General features: G+C 75.2%; 15 protein-coding genes and 1 pseudogene. 10 read left to right on the plus strand and 6 right to left on the minus strand.

Annotation, left to right across the window (positions count from 1 at the left end; all coding sequences use genetic code 11):
- The first annotated feature begins 135 nt into the window (after positions 1-135).
- From coaBC to ACPC54_RS15810, 3 genes are all read left to right on the plus strand, one after another.
- Complete coding sequence (coaBC, locus tag ACPC54_RS15800; RefSeq protein WP_498965323.1) at positions 136-1,380, plus strand: bifunctional phosphopantothenoylcysteine decarboxylase/phosphopantothenate--cysteine ligase CoaBC; 1,245 nt, start codon at positions 136-138, stop codon at positions 1,378-1,380.
- Between the two features lie 150 nt (positions 1,381-1,530).
- On the plus strand, positions 1,531-2,739 hold the full coding sequence (gene metK / locus ACPC54_RS15805; protein WP_498965325.1) for a methionine adenosyltransferase: 1,209 nt from the start codon (positions 1,531-1,533) through the stop codon (positions 2,737-2,739).
- Positions 2,740-2,850: 111 nt separating this feature from the next.
- The gene (locus ACPC54_RS15810) at positions 2,851-4,935 is read left to right on the plus strand and encodes a primosomal protein N' (RefSeq protein ID WP_498965327.1); all 2,085 of its coding nucleotides are present in this window, start codon (positions 2,851-2,853) and stop codon (positions 4,933-4,935) included.
- Between the two features lie 330 nt (positions 4,936-5,265).
- On the opposite strand, the pseudogene ACPC54_RS15815 reads toward ACPC54_RS15810, so the two are convergent.
- Positions 5,266-5,736, minus strand: a pseudogene (locus ACPC54_RS15815) (hypothetical protein); the annotation flags it as partial.
- Between the two features lie 245 nt (positions 5,737-5,981).
- Between ACPC54_RS15815 and def the strand changes: the two are divergent.
- The 4 genes from def (at position 5,982) to ACPC54_RS15835 (ending at position 9,538) form a co-directional block, all read left to right on the plus strand.
- Complete coding sequence (def, locus tag ACPC54_RS15820) at positions 5,982-6,527, plus strand: peptide deformylase (protein WP_498965329.1); 546 nt, start codon at positions 5,982-5,984, stop codon at positions 6,525-6,527.
- A gap of 39 nt (positions 6,528-6,566) precedes the next feature.
- A complete protein-coding gene (gene fmt / locus ACPC54_RS15825) occupies positions 6,567-7,505 on the plus strand; it encodes a methionyl-tRNA formyltransferase (RefSeq protein ID WP_498965331.1) in 939 nt (312 codons plus the stop codon).
- A gap of 113 nt (positions 7,506-7,618) precedes the next feature.
- On the plus strand, positions 7,619-7,975 hold the full coding sequence (locus ACPC54_RS15830; RefSeq protein ID WP_498965333.1) for a hypothetical protein: 357 nt from the start codon (positions 7,619-7,621) through the stop codon (positions 7,973-7,975).
- Between the two features lie 129 nt (positions 7,976-8,104).
- A complete protein-coding gene (locus tag ACPC54_RS15835; protein ID WP_498965334.1) occupies positions 8,105-9,538 on the plus strand; it encodes an RsmB/NOP family class I SAM-dependent RNA methyltransferase in 1,434 nt (477 codons plus the stop codon).
- A 27-nt stretch (positions 9,539-9,565) separates the two neighbouring features.
- Here the strand turns inward: ACPC54_RS15835 and ACPC54_RS15840 are convergent, their stop codons facing one another.
- The 4 genes from ACPC54_RS15840 to ACPC54_RS15855 form a co-directional block, all read right to left on the minus strand.
- Positions 9,566-10,000: a hypothetical protein gene (locus tag ACPC54_RS15840; RefSeq protein WP_498965336.1), complete on the minus strand. Its 435-nt coding sequence runs from the start codon at positions 9,998-10,000 to the stop codon at positions 9,566-9,568.
- 103 nt (positions 10,001-10,103) lie between these two features.
- Positions 10,104-10,394: a sulfurtransferase TusA family protein gene (locus tag ACPC54_RS15845; protein ID WP_498965338.1), complete on the minus strand. Its 291-nt coding sequence runs from the start codon at positions 10,392-10,394 to the stop codon at positions 10,104-10,106.
- 43 nt (positions 10,395-10,437) lie between these two features.
- A complete protein-coding gene (locus ACPC54_RS15850; protein WP_498965340.1) occupies positions 10,438-10,923 on the minus strand; it encodes a MarR family winged helix-turn-helix transcriptional regulator in 486 nt (161 codons plus the stop codon).
- A gap of 68 nt (positions 10,924-10,991) precedes the next feature.
- Positions 10,992-11,342, minus strand: a complete 351-nt coding sequence (locus ACPC54_RS15855; RefSeq protein ID WP_498965342.1) for a DUF6204 family protein — start codon at positions 11,340-11,342, stop codon at positions 10,992-10,994.
- Between the two features lie 155 nt (positions 11,343-11,497).
- On the opposite strand from ACPC54_RS15855, the gene ACPC54_RS15860 reads away from it, so the two are divergent.
- On the plus strand, positions 11,498-12,994 hold the full coding sequence (locus tag ACPC54_RS15860; protein WP_498965344.1) for an outer membrane protein assembly factor BamB family protein: 1,497 nt from the start codon (positions 11,498-11,500) through the stop codon (positions 12,992-12,994).
- 94 nt (positions 12,995-13,088) lie between these two features.
- Complete coding sequence (locus ACPC54_RS15865; RefSeq protein WP_498965346.1) at positions 13,089-13,898, plus strand: alpha/beta fold hydrolase; 810 nt, start codon at positions 13,089-13,091, stop codon at positions 13,896-13,898.
- A gap of 51 nt (positions 13,899-13,949) precedes the next feature.
- On the opposite strand, the gene ACPC54_RS15870 is transcribed toward ACPC54_RS15865, so the two are convergent.
- On the minus strand, positions 13,950-14,939 hold the full coding sequence (locus ACPC54_RS15870) for an ArsR/SmtB family transcription factor (RefSeq protein ID WP_498965348.1): 990 nt from the start codon (positions 14,937-14,939) through the stop codon (positions 13,950-13,952).
- Between the two features lie 205 nt (positions 14,940-15,144).
- Between ACPC54_RS15870 and ACPC54_RS15875 the strand changes: the two genes are divergently transcribed.
- Positions 15,145-16,536 carry an alpha/beta fold hydrolase gene (locus tag ACPC54_RS15875; protein WP_498965350.1) on the plus strand — a complete coding sequence of 464 codons (1,392 nt, stop codon included), beginning with the start codon at positions 15,145-15,147 and terminating at the stop codon, positions 16,534-16,536.
- Positions 16,537-16,553 lie beyond the last annotated feature (17 nt).

The following is a 16,553-nucleotide window of genomic DNA, read 5'->3' on the forward strand; positions in this document are numbered from 1 at the left end:
GTTCCCTGAAGGGCCCGGCGGAATCGTTTCCGCCGGGCCCTTCGGCTTTCCCGGCGCGGGAGGGGGTGCTGCGTGCGGGGCCCGGCTGAGGGGTCGTAGGGTGTGCACGTTCCAGCGACGGAGGAGAGCGGGAGTATGAGCGCGACGTCGGACCGGACCGGGGCGGACGCGCCCCGCGTCGTCCTCGGGGTCAGCGGCGGGATCGCCGCGTACAAGGCCTGCGAGCTGCTGCGCCGGTTCACCGAGTCCGGCCACGCGGTCACCGTGGTGCCGACCGCGGCCGCGCTGCACTTCGTCGGCGAGGCGACCTGGGCCGCGCTGTCCGGCCGCCCGGCCGCCACCGAGACCTGGGAGAGCGTGCACGAGGTGCCGCACGTGCGGATCGGCCGGGAGGCCGACCTCGTCGTGGTCGCCCCCGCGACCGCCGACCTGATGGCCAAGGCCGCCCACGGCCTGGCCGACGACCTGCTCACCAGCACCCTGCTCACGGCCGGCTGCCCGGTCGTGCTGGCGCCCGCCATGCACACCGAGATGTGGGAGCACCCGGCCACCCGGGAGAACGTCGCCACGCTGCGCCGCCGGGGCGTGATCGTGCTGGAGCCGGCCGTGGGGCGGCTGACCGGCAAGGACACCGGGAAGGGGCGGCTGCCCGAGCCGTCCGCGATCTTCGAGGCCTGCAAGGCGGTGCTGCGCCGCGGCGGCGCGGTGCCGACCGACCTGGCGGGCCGGCACGTGGTGGTGTCGGCCGGCGGCACCCGGGAGCCGCTGGACCCGGTGCGCTTCCTCGGCAACCGCTCCTCCGGCAAGCAGGGCTACGCGCTGGCGGTGACGGCCGCGGCGCGCGGGGCCAGGGTGACGCTCGTCTCGGCCAACGCCGAGCTGCCCGACCCGGCCGGGGTGGACGTGGTGCACGTTTCGACCGCGCTGGAGCTGCGGGAGGCGGCGCTGAAGGCGGCCGGCGACGCCGACGCGGTGGTGATGGCCGCGGCGGTGGCCGACTTCCGGCCAGCCGAGTACGCCACCGGCAAGATCAAGAAGGTCGAGGGGGTCGAGCCCGCCCCGGTCGCCCTGGTCCGCAACCCTGACGTGCTGGCCGAGCTGTCGGCCCACCGCACCCGTTCGGGCCAACTGGTGGTCGGATTCGCGGCCGAGACCGACGACGTGCTCGCCAACGGCCGGGCCAAGCTCGCCCGAAAGGGCTGCGACCTGCTCGTGGTCAACGAGGTCGGAAACGGAAAGGCCTTCGGTCAGGACGTCAACGAAGCCGTGGTCCTGGGCGCGGACGGCTCCGAGACGCCGGTTCCGGTGGGGCCCAAGGAGGCCCTGGCCGATGTGGTCTGGGATCTGGTGGTAAAGCGGCTCGAAACGGTCGATAGCTGATCCGGACGGCCGGAAAATCGATCTTTATTTTCCGGAGCGGGTGCCGTTTGACGGAACCAGACCGTTAGACTCCTGGAATCAAGTCTTTCCGGATGTCCCCGGTTCGCCGGGGGCCTTCAGTCAGCAGCCGCTGCAACCCCAGGGAGCGCTGTGTCTCGCCGCCTGTTCACCTCGGAGTCCGTGACCGAGGGACACCCCGACAAGATCGCTGACCAGATCAGCGACACCATCCTTGACGCTCTCCTCCGGGAGGACCCGACTTCGCGGGTCGCCGTGGAGACGCTCATCACCACCGGCCAGGTGCACGTGGCCGGCGAGGTGACCACCAAGGCGTACGCGCCGATCGCCCAGCTCGTCCGGGACAAGATCCTGGAGATCGGCTACGACAGCTCCAAGAAGGGCTTCGACGGCGCCTCCTGCGGCGTGTCGGTGTCCATCGGCGCGCAGTCGCCCGACATCGCGCAGGGTGTCGACACCGCGTACGAGGCCCGTGTCGAGGGCGACGAGGACGACCTGGACAAGCAGGGCGCCGGCGACCAGGGCCTGATGTTCGGCTACGCGTCGGACGAGACCCCCGAGCTCATGCCGCTGCCGATCACCCTCGCGCACCGGCTCTCCCGCCGCCTGACCGAGGTCCGCAAGAACGGGACCATCCCGTACCTGCGCCCGGACGGCAAGACCCAGGTCACCATCGAGTACGACGGCGACAAGGCCGTCCGCCTCGACACCGTGGTCGTCTCGACCCAGCACGCCAGTGACATCGACCTGGAGTCGCTGCTCACCCCCGACATCCGCGAGTTCGTCGTGGAGCCGGAGCTGAAGGCGCTGGCCGAGCAGGGCATCAAGCTCGTCACCGACGGCTACCGCCTGCTGGTCAACCCGACCGGCCGCTTCGAGATCGGCGGCCCGATGGGCGACGCCGGCCTCACCGGCCGCAAGATCATCATCGACACCTACGGCGGCATGGCCCGCCACGGTGGCGGTGCCTTCTCCGGCAAGGACCCGTCCAAGGTGGACCGCTCGGCCGCGTACGCGATGCGCTGGGTGGCGAAGAACATCGTCGCCGCCGGCCTCGCCCGCCGCGCCGAGGTGCAGGTCGCGTACGCGATCGGCAAGGCGGAGCCGGTCGGCCTCTTCGTCGAGACCTTCGGCACCGAGACCGTCCCGGTCCTGGACATCCAGAAGGCCGTCTCCGAGGTCTTCGACCTGCGCCCGGCCGCGATCATCCGCGACCTGGACCTGCTGCGCCCGATCTACTCGCAGACCGCCGCGTACGGCCACTTCGGCCGTGAGCTGCCGGACTTCACCTGGGAGCGCACCGACCGGGTCGACGCCCTGAAGGCCGCCCTGCAGGCCTGATCAGTCGTTCGCAGCGGCGCCCGTCCCCGGTGGGGGCGGGCGCCGCTGCGTTCTCGCGCACCCGGTGGATCCGCGCGCGGTGTCGGTGTGACCTGGTAGTACTTGGGAGCGATGAGCGAGACAGGGGAGAACGGGGCCGCCGAGCCGGAGCAGCTGGCGTTCATCCGGGAGACGGTGAAGCGGGCCAAGCCCCGGACGTGGCGGGGCGCGAAGCGGGCCGAGCACCTGCCGGTGGCGCGGGTCGTGGTGGACAAGGGCGTGCTCACCATCGACAAGTTCTTCGACTACGAAGTGCCGGCCGCGATGGCCGAGGAGGCCCAGCCGGGCGTCCGGGTGCGGGTGCGGTTCGGGGCCCGGGTGGTGCGCGGCCAGCGCGAGGGCGGGGAACTGCACGACGGATTCATCGTCGCCCGGCTGGAGAAGAGCGACTTCCCCGGGCCGCTCGCCCCGCTCGCCCAGGTGCTCTCGCCCGAGCCGGTGCTCACCCCGCAGCTGCTGCGGCTGTGCCGAACCGTCGCCGACCGGTACGCCGGGACCCTGGCCGACGTGCTGCAACTGGCCGTCCCGCCCCGGCACGCCAAGGCGGAGGCCGAACCCTCGCCGGAGCCGCCGGCCCGGCCGCGGCCGCCGGCGCCCGGCGGCTGGCAGCGCTACCCGGCCGGGCCCGAGCTGCTCGCCTCGCTGGCCGGCGGCGGTTCGCCGCGCGCGGTCTGGGCGGCGCTGCCCGGGCCCGGCTGGCCGTACGAGATCGCCCGGGCGGTGGCGGCGACGCTGGCCGGCGGGCGCGGCGCGCTGGTGGTGCTGCCGGACCGGCGGTCGGTGGCCCGGGTCGACCGGGCGCTGACCGAACTGCTCGGGCCGGGGCTGCACGCCACGCTGGAGGCCGAGCTCGGCCCGCGCGAGCGCTACCGGCGCTGGCTCTCGGTCAGCCGGGGCTCGGTGCGCGCCGCGATCGGCACCCGGGCCAGCATGTTCGCGCCGGTGCGCGACCTCGGGCTGATCGTGGTCTGGTCGGACGGCGACGGCAGCCACAGCGACCCGCGCGCGCCGCACCCGCACGTGCGGGAGGTCGCGCTGCTGCGGGCCGCCGAGGAGGGCGCGGCGGTACTGCTCGGCGGCCACGCCGTCACCGTGGAGGGCGCCCAGCTGGTCAGCACCGGCTGGGCCCGGCCGCTGACGGCCGACCGGGAGACCGTGCGGCGGGTCGCGCCCCGGGTGCGGACCGTCACCGACCAGGACCAGCACCGGGACGCGGCCGCGCAGGCCGCCCGGCTGCCCTCGGTGGCCTGGGAGGCCGCCCGGGAGTCACTGGCCGCCGGGCACCCGGTGCTCATCCAGGTGCCCCGGCGCGGTTACGTGCCCCGGCTCGCCTGCGGGCGCTGCCGCACCCCGGCGCGCTGCCGGCGGTGCGAGGGGCCGCTGGAGGCGCCCTCGGCGGACGCCGCCCTGGTGTGCGGCTGGTGCGGGGAGGCGGAGCACGACTGGCACTGCCCCGAGTGCGGGTCGTTCCGGCTGCGGGCGCAGGTGGTGGGCGCCCGGCGCACGGCCGAGGAGCTGGGCAAGGCGTTCCCGCGCATCCCGGTGCGGACCTCCGGGCGGGACGCGGTGCTGGCGACCGTCCCGGACGAGCCCTCGCTGGTGATCTCCACGCCCGGCGCGGAGCCGGTGGTCGAGGGCGGCCCCGGGTACGGGGCGGCGCTGCTGCTGGACGGGTGGGCGCTGCTCGGCCGGCCCGACCTGCGGGCCGGCGAGGAGGCGCTGCGGCTGTGGCTGGCGGCCGCCGCGCTGGTCCGGTCGGCGGAGGAGGGCGGCACGGTGGTCGTGGTCGCCGAACCGTCCGCGCGGCCGGTGCAGGCGTTGGTGCGCTGGGACCCGCTGGGGCACGCCGGGCTGGAGCGGGACGAGCGGGCGCAGCTGCACTTCCCGCCGGTGTCGCGGATGGCCTCGGTGAGCGGTAGCCCCGCGGCCGTCGCCGACCTGCTGGGGCTGATCCGGCTGCCGGAAGGGGCGGACGTGCTCGGGCCGGTGCCGGTGCCCGCGCTGCGCGGGGAGGAGCAGGAACGGGCGCTGCTGCGGGTGGCGCCCGGGCAGGGGGCCGCGCTGGCGGCGGCGCTCAAGGCGGCGCAGATCGCGCGGATCGCGCTGCGGACGCCGGAGGCGGTGCGGGTGCGGGTGGACCCGACCGACATCGGGTGAGCCGCCGGGGCGGGGTGGGGCCTCCACCCCGCCCGGGGCGGGTGCGGGTCAGCCGCGCAGCGGGATGCCGGTGCGGTCGACGGGAGCGCGGTCGACGGGGGCGCGCTCGGGGGTGCGGTTGACCGGGGCGGGGCGTTCGAGGGTGCCGCGCTCCAGGGGGGTGCGTTCGAGGGTGCCGCGCTCCAGGGGGGTGCGTTCGAGGGCGCCGCGCTCGAGAGTGCCGCGTTCGAGGGGGGTGCGTTCGAGGGCGCCGCGTTCGAGAGTGCCGCGCTCCAGGGGGTTGCGTTCGAGAGCGCCGCGCTCCAGCGCGGCGCGGTCCAGGCCGCCCTGGCGGGCCGCCGGGACGGTGGCGGCCAGGCCGCCACCGCGCTCGGGGGCGGCGGGCAGCTCCTCGGAGCGGTCCGGGCGGCTCGGGCCCGGGACGGTGCCGCCGGCGGCGAGGAGTTCGCTGGTCGGGCGGCGCATGCCGTAGCGGCGGTGCACGGCCTGCTTGGTGACCCCGAGGGCGGAGCCCACCGAGTCCCAGGAGAAGCCCAGGGCCCGGTCGAACTCGACCGCCGCCGCCACCAGGGTCTCCACGCTCTCCCGCAGCTCCTGCGCCAGCCGCACGGTCGGCGCGGGCGCCCGCCCGTACACCACGAAGCCCGCCGAGGTACTGGGGCGGCGCGGACGGTAGACGTTGCCCAGCTGGGCGGTGAGCGTCCGCAGCGCGTCGACCTGGCGCCTCACCCGCTCGATGTCCCGCACCAGCAGGTGCAGGCTGGCCCGCGCGCGGGCGTCGTGGTTGATCTGCTCGGCCATGGCTTACGCGCCACCTTCCGTACGGTTCAGCTCGGCCGGGGCTCGGTGTCCCGTGCGCCCGGCCCCGGTCAATCTCTCTTGACCAACGCCGAAGCGGGGGCCGGGGTAACGCGGTGGAACCGAGACGGGATATGCCAGCCGGGTGCGCGAGGCCGGGGGAGGGCCCGGAGGAGTTGCATAGACTTGGCGGCGCACCAGCCCCAGCCCCAAGCCCCGCGCGTCCGAAGGACAGGAGCCCGCACCCCGTGGCGATCCAGCCGATCCGTCTCTTCGGAGACCCCGTCCTGCGGGCCACCGCGCAGCCGGTGACCACCTTCGACAAGGAGCTGCGCACCCTCGTCCGCGACCTCACGGACACCATGCTCGACGCCCCCGGCGCCGGGCTGGCGGCTCCCCAACTCGGCATCTCGCTGCGGGTGTTCACGTACCACGTGGACGGCGTCACCGGGCACCTGATCAACCCGGACCTGTCGCTCAGCGAGGAGGAGCAGGACGGCCCGGAGGGCTGCCTCTCGCTGCCGGGCCTGCGCTTCGACACCCGGCGCGCCCACGGCGTGGTCGCCAAGGGCTTCAACGAGTACGGCGATCCGGTCACCGTGGAGGGCACCCAGCTGCTCGCCCGGTGCATCCAGCACGAGACCGACCACCTGGACGGCATCGTCTTCATCGACCGGCTCGACCGGGAGCAGCGCAAGGCCGCGCTCAAGGCGATCCGGGAGGCGGACTGGGGCAGCGGGCCCGCGCCGGTCGTCAAGGTCTCGCCGCACAGCACCTTCGGCTCCGCACGCTGAGCCCCCTACCTCCACCGTTCGTTCGCAGAAAGGCACTTGATGCGTCTCGTCTTCGCCGGCACCCCCGAGGTCGCCGTTCCCGCGCTCGACGCGCTGCTCGCCTCCGACCAGCACGAGGTGGTCGCGGTGGTCACCCGCCCCGACGCCCCGGCCGGTCGCGGGCGCAAGCTCGTCGCGAGCCCCGTCGCGCAGCGCGCCGAGGAGGCCGGGATCGAGGTCCTCAAGCCGGCGAAGCCCAGCGACCCGGACTTCGTCGCCCGGCTCACCGAACTCGCCCCCGACTGCTGCCCGGTGGTCGCCTACGGCGCGCTGCTGCGCCCCGGCACCCTGGAGATCCCCAAGTTCGGCTGGGTCAACCTGCACTTCTCGCTGCTGCCCGCCTGGCGCGGCGCGGCGCCCGTCCAGCACGCGGTGCTGGCCGGCGACGAGGTCACCGGCGCGTCCACCTTCCTGATCGAGCAGGGCCTGGACTCCGGGCCGGTCTTCGGCGTGATCACCGAGGAGATCCGGCCGACCGACACCAGCGGCGAACTGCTCACCCGGCTGTCCCACTCCGGGGCCCGGCTGCTCGCCGCCACCATGGACGGCATCGCGGACGGCTCGCTGCACGCCGTGCCGCAGCCCGCCGAGGGCGTCACGCTCGCACCGAAGATCACCGTCGAGGACGCCCGGATCGACTGGAACGTGCCCGCGCTGCGGATCGACCGGGTGGTGCGCGGCTGCGCGCCCGCGCCGGGCGCCTGGACGGAGTTCCGTGGCGAGCGGCTGAAGGTCACCGGGCCGGTCACGCTGCTGCCCGGCACGGCCGAGCTGGCGCCGGGTGAGGTCGCCATGGCCGGCAAGAACAGCGTGCGGGTCGGCACCGGCAGCCACGACATCGAGCTCGGCGAGGTGCGTCCGCAGGGCAAGAAGGAGATGCGGGCCGCGGACTGGGCGCGCGGGGCGCGGCTGGAGGCGGGGGAGCGGTTCGGGGCCTGACGCTCCGGGGGCTGGGGCTGGGGCTGGGGCCGGGTGCGGCTCGCCGCGCGGGCCCTTGCGGGCGGGCCTACCTTGGTCCGAGTGGGGGATTCCTCCCAGGAAGGCTGATCCCAATGGCCCGACTCACCTGGACGAGCCCGCGCACCTGGACCGCCGTGGCCGGGGCACTACTGGTCACCGCCGCCTACGGGTTGGCGACCGCACCCCCGGCCGGTGCCGTCACCACCACGGTGGTCGCGGGCGACCCGGCCGTCTCCGGCTCGCTCTCCCACGCGACCTGTCCTTCGGGCACTCACCTGATCGGCGGAGGGTTCAGCCTGGGGAGCGTCCCGATCGACTCCGGCACGAACGCCCCCCAGCCGGTGACGGTGACGGTCAACGCCCCCTCGCTCGATCAGAACGAGACCTGGACGGCCGCCGCGGTCGGGGTCACCGGGGCGCAGGCCATCGCCCTCTGCGAGGCGGGCTGACAGTCGCGGAGCCCGCTCCCCGGAGCGGGCTCCGCGTCCGGGTAGTGGGGGCGAAGGGCGGCGTGCGGGCCGGATGTCCCCGGCGGGATATCGTGGGCGTGATAGCCACCGCAGCACTTTGAGGCACCTGTGACCACTCCCAGCGCCAAGCGCGCCCCCCGCCCGCACCGCCGTCCGAAGAAGGACCCGGCCCGCATCGTCGCGTTCCGCGCGCTGCGCGCCGTCGACGAGCGCGACGCCTACGCCAACCTGATCCTGCCCTCGCTGCTGCGCGAGGCCGAGCAGAAGGGCATGGACCGGCGCGACGCGGCGCTCGCCACCGAGCTGGTCTACGGCACCCTGCGCCTGCAGGGCACCTACGACGCCGTCATCGCCGCCTGCATCGACCGGCCGCTCGGCAAGGTCGACCCGCCGGTGCTGGACGTGCTCTCGCTCGGCGCCCACCAGTTGCTCACCACCCGCATCCCCACCCACGCGGCCGTCTCGGCGACCGTCGAACTGGCCCGGGTGGTGCTCGGCGACGGCAAGGCCAAGTTCGTCAACGCCGTGCTGCGCCGGATCAGCGCGCACGACCTGGACACCTGGATCGAGCAGGTCGCCCCGCCGTACGACCAGGACGCCGAGGACCACCTGGCGGTCGTCCACTCGCACCCCCGCTGGGTGGTCGCCGCGCTCTGGGACTCGCTCGGCCGCTGGCAGCCGGACGCCTCCGGGCGCACCGCGATGGAGGAACTGCTGCGGGCCGACAACGAGCGGCCCGAGGTGACCCTGGTCGCCCGCCCCGGGCGGATCGCCGTCGGCGAGCTGGCCGAGGTGCTGCCGGAGGCCGAGCCCGGCCGCTGGTCGCCGTTCGCGCTGCGCCTCGCCGAGGGCGGCGACCCGGGCACGCTGGACGCCGTCCGGGAGAACCGGGCGGGCGTGCAGGACGAGGGCAGCCAGCTGGTCGCCCTCGCCCTGGCCGCGGCGCCGGTGGACGGCCCGGACCGGCTCTGGCTGGACGGCTGCGCCGGCCCCGGCGGCAAGGCCGCGCTGCTCGGGGCGCTGGCCGCCGAGCGCGGCGCGGCGCTGGTCGCGAGCGAGAAGCAGCCGCACCGGGCCCGGCTGGTGGCGCGGGCGCTGGAGGGCAACCCCGGCCCGTACACGGTGATCGCGGCGGACGGGACCCGGCCGGCCTGGAGGTCCGGCGGGTTCGACCGGGTGCTGGTCGACGTGCCCTGTTCCGGCCTGGGCGCGCTGCGCCGGCGGCCGGAGGCCCGTTGGCGGCGCCGGCCGGCCGACGTCGCGGCCTTCGGGCCGCTGCAGCGGGACCTGCTGCGCTCGGCGATCGAGGCGACCCGGGTCGGCGGGGTGGTCGGCTACGCGACCTGCTCGCCGCACCTCGCCGAGACCCGGGCCGTGGTGGACGACGTGCTGCGCGGCGAGGGCGGCCGGGTCGAGTGGATCGACGCGCGGCCGCTGCTGCCCGGCGTTCCGGCGCTCGGGGACGGACCGGACGTGCAGCTGTGGCCGCACCTGCACGGGACGGACGCGATGTACCTGGCGCTGCTGCGGCGCACGGCCTGACCTTCCGCGTGCCTGCCGGTCCGATGGTCAGATCGGCAGGCCGCTGAGGAGGGCGTGGGCCTGGGCCCGCAGCGCGTCGACCGGGAGGTCCGTGCAGATCGCCTCCATGCCGAGCGCGCCTCCCCGGACGTTCTCGTAGTAGGACTGGTAGGCCAGGTACGGGCGGTGGCCGTCCCGCCGGGACAGGCCCACGGCGAGGGTCGCGAGGGTCGGCTGCCGCTCCCCGGCGGCGTCGACCTCGGGCCCGCTGAGCTCCCATTCGCACTGGTACGGCACCGGTTCGGTGGGCAGGTCGAGCAGGGCCTGGGCGAGCCTGCGGACCTCCTCGGGGCCGGCGAAGGGGATCGTCTCCGTGGTCCAGGGGTGGCCGGCCTGCAACTCCCAGCCGTCGCCGGCGCGGTGGACGGACAGTGACCACCAGCCCAGCTCGTCGCGCCACTGGCACTCCAGGACCGGATCCATGGTCAACCTCCTGGTGGCAGGCTGGAGTTCGCGGACAGGCATGCGGCCAGTGTGCCCTGGGGGCGGGGGTGGGTGCGCGGGTTTTTCCGGACTGGGGGCCGGGTCAGTCGGCGGCCGGGTGCCAGGGGCGGTTCGGGCGGGTCGGGACCGGCGTGGAGGTGAGGCGCAGCCCGTACACCTCGTGGTCCTCGGCGGGGTGGGGGACCGGGCCGAGGTAGTCGTGGCCGGTGAGGTGGCACCAGGCCGGCAGGTCGAGCGGGGCGGCCGGGTCGGTGGTGCGGATGTGGACGACGGCGCCGGCCGGCAGGTGGGCGATCCGGGCGCGCAGGCGGAGCAGGAGCTGGACGCAGAGCAGGCCGGTGCCGTCCACGGTGAGGTCGGGGGTGTCGGTCACGGGTGCTGCCCTTTGCCTTCGCCGGAGGGGGGTCCGGCTCAGCCTAGGAGAGGGGCTCGATGCGCCGCTGGTCGGGGGCGGTGCCGCCGGCGCGGGTGAGGAGCGCGGTGAGGCGGTCGAGGTCCTCGGCGCTCCAGCGGTCGGCGGCGAAGTGCTCGGCGGCGACCTGGCGGGCGGTGTACCGCATCTCGGCGAGCCGTTCGCGGCCGGTGGGGGTGAGGGCGGCGTAGGCGACCCGGGCGTCACGGGCGGCGGCCTCGCGGGACACCAGGCCGATCCGCTCCAGCGGGGCGAGGCCGCGGGTGACGCCGGAGGCGGTGAGGCCGAGGGCTTCGGCGAGGTCGACCCGGCGCATCCGGCCGCCGGGGGCCTGGCCGAGGTGGAGCAGCAGGGTGAAGTCGGACAGGCTGACCCCGTGCAGGCCGCTGAGGCTCGCGTCGAAACGCTTCACCAGGGCCGCCTGGGCGCGGACCAGCCGCAGGGCGGTGTCCAGCGGGTCGGGCGTGGGGGCCGGGTCGGGGATTGTCATTGCCACCTCCTTGACTACTCAAGCATAAGGGACGGGAGAGCCGTCAAGGAGGTGGCGAGGGGGAGGGGTCAGCGGGCGGCCTGGCGTTTCTGGCGCTTGCCGAGCGGTGCCTGGGAGAGGTCCTCGGCCTGGGAACGGAGGTTCTTGTGGCCGTAGCCGCGCTCGGCCAGCCAGGACCGCGCCGCCTGCTCGGCCCGCTCGGTGGCGAGCAGGATGTCCGCTTCCTCCTCGCCCTCGTCGAGGAAGCGGAAGGTGAAGGCGGTGCGGGCGGTGAGGTCGTAGCTGAGGTGGCCCTCGCGGGTGAAGGCGGCGTGCAGCACGTCGTGTTCGGCGGCCTCGGCCCGGAGGGCGGCGCGCTGCTCGTCGGTGAGGCCGTCGAAGACGCCGCGCACCATGATGCGGAAGGTTCGGATGGTCATCCCCCGACGATAGGCGGGCGGGCGGCCCGGCCGCCAACGACCGATGACGGGTTTTCCACGCTCTTTGTTCCGGATCTTCCCGGGCTCTGCGACGATCCGAAGATCGCCGCCCTCGCTCCGCGGGGCGGTCCGGGCAGGGGAGAGAAGAGACCGGGATGGCCGATGGGCCCGTGGACGACGGCGTCCGGGGGAGGTGGCGGGGCGGCTGGGTCGCCCTGGATGAGGAGACCTGGATGGTGGTCCTCGGCGGGGTGCTGGGCGCCATGTTCGCGGCCATGGGGCTGGCGGTGGTGTTCGGCCCGGCCAACGGCTTCGGCGGCCCAGGCCTGGCGTTCATGGGGATGGGCAGCATCCTCGGCCTGATGCCCTGCGGCGCCGGCCTGGTGTGGGCGCTGATCCACCCCCGGTTCGGCTTCCCGTCGATCGCGGTCGGCGCGCTGCTCGGCCTCGGCCTGTTCTTCTCGTTCGCCGGGGACGGGCTCAACGACGCCTGGAAGGCCGCGGCCGACCGGCCGTCCACCGCCCGCGCGGTGGGCAGCTGGACCAGCGGCGACCTGGTCGTCCGGGTCCGGCCCGACCAGGTGGTGGCCTACCGCGGCGCCAGCGGCGCCGTCGCCTGGCGCTGGACGCCGCCCGGCGAGGACTCGGTGTGCGCGATGAGCCGCGGCGTCGGGGCCGGCCGGCTCGGACTGCTCGGGCACTCGCCGCACGACCGGCCCTGCGCCGCCGTCACCGCGCTCGACCTCGCCACCGGCGCGGAGGACTGGACGGCGGCCGTCGACGCCCCCGCCCGGGCCGGCGACTCGGCCGCGCCCGACCTGGTCGCCGTCGCCGGGGACGAGGCCGTCCTCCAGGAGCGGGACGCCTGGCGGGCCGTCCGGCTGGCCGACGGCGGCCCGCTGTGGCGCAGTGCCGTCGACCCCGGCTGCGCGCCGCTGGAGGTCGCGGGCGGGGCGAACGAAGTGGTGACCGTCGCCCAGTGCGGCGCCGCCGCGCCCGTGCTGCGCTCGCTGGTGCCCGCGGACGGGCGGGAGCGCTCGCGCACCACCCTGCCCGCGACCGGCGGGCTGAAGAACCTCGCCGTGGTGTCCGTCGACCCGCTCGCCGTCTGGGTCGACGCGCAGGCCGAGCGCGGCACCCACGCGGTGCTCAGCTACGACGGCGCGGGGCGGCAGCGGGCCGCGATCCCGGTCTCCGGGGACGAGTACGACCTCGACGTGATGCTCGGCGGCGTGCACGCCTTCGACGAGTTCAACGCCCGGCCGCTGTTCGGTGCCGTGGTGGTCGGCGACCTGTTCATCGCCCCCGCGCAGCGGCCCGGCGACATCCGGATCAGCGGCGGGAAGAACCCCAGTCGGGTCGCCACCGGGCGGCTGGTCGCCTACTCGCTCGCGGACGGGCGCCAGCGGTGGACGGCCGGGCTCGACGACCAGGTCACCGGGGTGCTGGCGGACGGCGGATCGGTGTGGGCGCTCACCCGCAACTCCCTGACCAGGGTCGACGCGGCCACCGGGCGGCGGACCAGGGAGCTGGACGTGAACGACACCGCCTCGCTCTACCCCGTCGACCTGTCGACCTTCGGGAGCGAGCGCTTCACCGTCGTCGCCGAGGACGGCACCCGGGACGAGCCGCCGGTCCGTGGGCTGAACTGACCCGGCGCCCCGGCCGCCGAGCCGACCCGGTCGGGGCCGGTTGTGTCAGGCTGGTGGGGGAGCACCGCCGAGACGACCGACCGGGAGGCTCGTGATGGCCGAGATCAGCGTGAACGGGGTCTCGCTGCACTACGAGGCCGACGGCTCCGGCCCCGGCGTCGTCCTGGTGCACGGCTCGTGGAGCGACGGCGACACGTGGTCCCGGGTGGTGCCCGGCCTCGCCGCGCACACCACCGTCGTCGCCTACGACCGGCGCGGCCACAGCCGCAGCGAGGACCCGCTCACCCAGGGCTCGGTACATGAGGACGCGGCCGACCTCGCCGGACTGATCCACGCCCTCGGCCTCGCCCCGGCCTTCGTCTACGGCGACTCCTACGGCGCCCTCGTCACGCTCCGGCTCGCCGCCGCCCGCCCCGACCTGCTGCGCGGCCTCGCCGTCCACGAGCCGCCCGGCACCGGCATCCTGCTCGCCGACCCCGACCTGCGGCCGATCGGCACCGCCTTCGCCGACCGGATCGCCGCCGTCCGGGAGCTGCTGGAACAGGCCGAGTCCGCCGCGGCCGCCGAACTGTACGTCGACAGCCTCGCCTTCGGGCCGGGCGCCTGGGAGCAGTTGCCCGCGCCCGTCCGGCACACCTACATCCGCAACGCGCCCACCTACCTGGACGAGCTGCGCGACCCGGACGCGCTCGACCTCGACCTGGCCGGCCTCGGCCGCTACGGCGACCCGGTGCTACTCACCCAGAGTGACGACAGCGCGCCGATGTTCGGCGAGGTGCTGGACCTGATCGACCTCACTCTGCCGAAGGCCGAGCGCCACCTCTACAAGGGTGCCGGGCACGCTCCGCACCTGTCGCAGCCGGAGGAGTGGGTGCGGGTGGTGCTGCCGCGCGCGGTCGCGTAGCGGCTGTGACAAGTGGTGACCGGTGGTGGCCTGCTGTGACCGCGGTGGCGGCTACGGGGCGGTGACCAGCGCCTCGCCGCGCGGCGTGCGGCCGTACATCACCTCGCGCCCGCTGCGCACCCGGCTCACCAGGCCCGAGCGGTGCAGCACCCCCAGGTGGTACGAGACCGTGCCCGGGCTGAGGAAGTGCCGGGCGGCCAGGGCGGCCGTGGTCGCCGGGTCGACCAGCGCGGCCAGCAGGTCCGCCCGGGTCGGTCCGAGCAGCTCGGCGAGCGCCGGGGTGGGCGTGCGCGGCACCGGCGACGGCGGCGCCAGCGGGTACATCAGCGTCGGCGCCCGGTGCATGCCGTCCACCGGGTCCAGGATGACGTGGATCTCCCGGCTCACCAGGGTCGGCATCAGCAGCACCATCCGGGCGGGCAGATCCACCTCGAAGCGGCTCTCCAGCCGGATCTGCCCGTCCGTCCAGGACAGCCCCGGGGCCAGCGAGTCGAACAGCGCGCCGGTGCCGTGCCGGGCGATGTAGCGGCCGCGCCGGTCGATCTCGGCGTCCAGCACCGCCCGTGCGTCCGGCCAGTACGGGGCGAGCGCCGACTCCCAGTAGCGGCCCAGCTCGTCGGCCACCCGGCCGGCGAAGTGGCGCGGGCCGCGGCGCAGCGCCACCAGGACCGCCTCGGGCAGTTGACGGCCCATCAGTCTGGCTTTCGCCAGCCCGCGTTGGGTCGTCTCCAGCTCGGCCAGGACCCGCTCCTCCGGGGTGTTGCGGACCGCCTCCAGCTGCTCCGTGACGGTCGGCGCCGGGCCGGACGGGTGCGGCGAGAGGAAGTCCGGGACGTAGCCGCCGGCCTGCTCCAGCGCCAGCCCCGCCAGTAGCTCCAGTCCCTCGCGGCGCAGCGCCCGGCGGGTGCGGCCGACCCAGGCGTACGGGCCGCCACGGGAGTTGGTGCCCGAGGCCATCAGGGTGTTCACCGCCTCGTGCAGCGGGGATACCACGAAGCGGGTGCGGGCGAGCCCGGCCGAGTCGATGCTGAGCCGGATCACGGCCCGCCCCCTCCTCCGGACCGGGGTCCGGAACGCTGCGCCGACGCGACTCGGCAACCGGAAAGCCCGGTTCGTCCGTCTTCCGGCATCCGACGATTCGACACTGCTCGAATCCTGGCACGAAAGCTCGCCAACGAAGCGGCCCGGGGCACAAGCTTCTCCCTGACCGCGTCGGATCGGACGCGGCACGACCGGGAGGACGAACATGACGAGCACGCGTGGCCGCGTCGCCGCCCTGTTGGGCGCCGTCGCAGTGGTCGCCGGTACCACCCTGGCCACCCCCGCCGCCGCGGCGCCGGGCCAGGGCAGGCCCGGCGGCGGAGTCGCCGGCCAGGCGCCCTGCCAGGGCGCGCCCGAGTACCTCTGCGGAACCATCACCGTGCCGCTCGACCACAGCGGCGCCACCCCCGGCACCCTCACCCTCGACGTCGCCATGACCGGCAACGCCGACGCCCCCAAGGGCGACCTGCTCTTCCTCACCGGCGGCCCCGGCCAGCCCGGCGTGCCGTTCATCCGGAGGATCTCCACCAAGCTGGCGCCGCTGCTGAAGGACTACCGCATCGTCATGTACGACCAGCGCGGCACCGGCCGGAACGCCCTCGACTGCCCGGGCCTGCAGCAGGACATGGGCTCCTCCGACCTCGCCGTGCCGGGCAGGAAGTCCATCGCGGACTGCGCCGCCGTCCTCGGCCCGAACGCCCGCTACTACAGCACCGCGGACACCGTCGAGGACATCGACGCGCTGCGCCGGGCCCTCGGCGACAAGCGGCTGACCATCGACGGCGTCTCCTACGGCACCTTCGTCGCCGAGCGGTACGCGCTCGCCCACCCGGCGCACGTCAACGCGCTGGTGCTCGACTCCGTGGTGCCGCAGCAGGGGTACGACCCGCTCGACCTGGTCGCCCTGCCCGCCACCGCCCGGGTCCTGCGCGCCGCCTGCCAGGCCACCGGCTGCACCACCGACCCGGCCGTCGACCTCGCCACGACCGTGCGCACGTACGGCAACGGGGCGCGGATCCTGGACGCCCTCACCAGCTACGAGTTCGCCGACCCGGACTACGGCGGGGTGGCCGGGTACCTGCACGAGGCCGCGGCCGGGAAGCCCGAGAAGCTCCAGGCCTTCCTCGACCAGGTCCACAAGGACGACGCCGCCCCCGCCGAGGCGCTCAGTCAGGGCCTGCACGCGGCCACGCTGTGCGCGGACGGCGTCTACCCGTGGGGCACCGCGGACACCCCGGTCGAGGGCCGGGCGGCCGCGCTGGCGCAGACCCGCGACGACCTGGCCGACGACCCCGAGCAGACCTGGCCGTACGACGCGGCGACCGCGACCGGGCTCGGCAGCCTGCTGGTCTGCCAGGACTGGCCGCGGATGCCGGTGCCGCCCGCCCCGCCGGAGCACCGCAAGCTGCCCAACGTGCCGGTGCTGCTGCTCGGCGGGGACCGGGACCTGTCCACTCCGAACGAGTGGCTGTACCAGGAGGCGGAGTCCGCTCACGACCCGACGATCGTGATCGTTCCCGGGGCGGCGCACTCGGTGCAGAACCGGGCGGCCGATCCGGCCGGGCGGCAGGCGGTCATCGACTTCCTGCTCAAGTAGTCCGACTTCCCGCTCGT

Origin of the sequence: Kitasatospora sp. NPDC094028, assembly GCF_049543595.1 — a bacterium.
GTDB lineage: Bacteria > Actinomycetota > Actinomycetes > Streptomycetales > Streptomycetaceae > Kitasatospora.